Here is a 2,276-nt window from a genome sequence, read left to right on the forward strand (position 1 = left end):
GATGAAGCACATAGGCTCAATGAAAAGTCAGGTTTGTACGCTAACTTAGGTGAAAACCAGATCAAGGAGCTGATATATGGTTCGCGCTTTAATATCTTTTTTATCGATGAAGCCCAGCGTGTAACGCTGAAAGATATCGGCACCATTGATTCAATTAGGCGCTGGGCGCAAGAACTTGGTTCTAGTGTGACTGAACTCGAGCTTGCTTCACAATTTCGTTGTAATGGCTCGGATGGATACTTGGCTTGGGTGGATCATAGTCTGCAAATACGAGATACCGCGAACCCAACCCTTGATGATATAGATTATGAAGTTAAAGTTTTTGAAGACCCTAATGCTCTTCGTGCAGCCATAGTAGAGAAAAATCGCCTATCCAACAAAGCGCGTATGGTTGCTGGGTATTGCTGGGACTGGGCAAGCCAAAAGGACAAATCAGCTTTCGACATCACTATTCCTGAGTATGGTTTTAAGGCGCAGTGGAACTTAAAAGACGACGGTAGTTTATGGCTGATAGCAGATCATTCAGTTGAGCAGGTAGGCTGCATTCATACTTGTCAGGGTTTAGAGCTAGATTATATTGGTGTGATTATTGGAGATGACTTTGTCATTCGTAATGGCATAGCAATTACTGATGCGGGTAAGCGATCATCAAATGACAGATCCATTCGTGGTTATAAGAAAATGCTTAAAGAATCCCCTGAAGAAGCACGTCAAATAACCAGTGAGATTATTAAAAACACTTATAGAACGTTGATGACGAGAGGTCAAAAAGGCTGTTATATCTATTGTACTGACCCTGAAACCAGTGACTACTTTATGGCCATGACCCAGTGTTATGACGAGTCAGATCAAACAGTCGTTTCCCCTTATAAGGGGTTGAACTTATCTGTAGTGTCTTTTAAAGAAGCACTGCCCTATCAAACTCATGTGCCTATTTATACGGTGTATGCGGCAGCGGGTAATTTTAGTGAAACCCAAACCCCAGAAGAGACTCAGTGGGTTGAGCTGCCTGAGTATATCAATGCAAGCCAAGGCATGTTTGTTATGCGAGTAATGGGTGAGTCTATGAATCGTCGTATAGCGAATGGTTCTTGGTGTTTATTTAAGGCCGCGCCAGGCGGAACTCGTAATGGTAAAACAGTTTTAGTTCAGCATCGGGATATCGATGATCCAGATCACGGTGGCAGCTATACAGTAAAGGTGTATCAAAGTGAAAAAAACATCGATAACGATGAGTGGGTTAATGCAAGGATACAGTTAAAGCCTGATACCAATGCATTTGGTTACGCACCTATTGTGCTTGAAAATAATGGCGAGGATTTAATCGTGCTGGGTGAGTTTTTAGGTGTCATTGCTGGGTGATATATTTTTTTAGAAAACATCACTGAACTCGCATCTAAAAAGATTCACACAAAAAATGCCAGTGTTTGAAACGTTGGTTGTACTGAAGCCCTCAAACTAACAACTTTTTTGCAGCGCAATACTGCTGTGGGATGACAAAATAGATCTAAATTAAAACAGCTAAAAACTCTTACTTTAAACAAAATCCAAGTAAAAATAACAAAATAGTTTTAAAGTAACTGTAGCTGTATAAAGTATCTCGGGATTCATAAGTTACAAAATAGTTCTAAATTTTAAGCTTGCCTTGAGTATGGTATTTCTGCCATTGACAATAATCGAGCTGTTTGAGCAGATACGGCACATTAAAGATGGTGATAACATCGATCACTGACTGTATTAGATTATCCGCTTATAAACAGTACCTAATTAAATCGCCCGCCTGGGTTTGTGCGATTTAATAGGAGTGGTTGCTGTTACGCTTACCCTTAAAACGCAATAAACGTAAAGCATTCAGCGTAACCAGCGCGGTTGCGCCGGTATCGGCCAACACTGCGAACCATAGGCCGGTGATACCTAGCACCGTGGTAATGAGGAACACACCTTTCAGACCCAGCGCGAAAATCACGTTCTGATGGATGTTGGCCATGGTTGCACGCGATAGTGCAACGAGGTGAGCCACATCGGTCACACTGTTTTTCAGCAGCGCGGCGTCGGCGGTTTCGATGGCAACGTCGGTACCTCCGCCCATGGCGATACCAACATCTGCGGTTGCCAGTGCAGGTGCGTCGTTGATGCCATCGCCGACCATGGCGACCTTGGTGTTGAGTTTCATCTCATTAATCAGGCGCAGCTTGTCTTCGGGCAGCAGTTCGGCTTGCCATTCCATACCCAGGTGGCCGGCGATGGCCTGGGCGGTGCGGCGGTTGTCACCAGTG

Annotated in this window: 2 protein-coding genes; one reads left to right on the plus strand and one right to left on the minus strand. The window is 43.8% G+C overall.

Annotated elements, in window-relative coordinates; translation table 11 throughout:
- Window positions 1–1,362: DNA/RNA helicase domain-containing protein (locus VIN66_RS05135; RefSeq protein WP_331922970.1), on the plus strand; the 1,362-nt coding region annotated here is incomplete at its 5' end.
- Window positions 1,363–1,795: 433 nt separating this feature from the next.
- On the opposite strand, the gene VIN66_RS05140 is transcribed toward VIN66_RS05135, so the two are convergent.
- Window positions 1,796–2,276 (minus strand): HAD-IC family P-type ATPase (locus tag VIN66_RS05140; RefSeq protein WP_331922971.1); only part of this gene is annotated, 481 nt, incomplete at its 5' end.

The sequence above is a fragment of the Rheinheimera sp. genome (assembly GCF_036568245.1).
Lineage (GTDB): Bacteria > Pseudomonadota > Gammaproteobacteria > Enterobacterales > Alteromonadaceae > Alishewanella.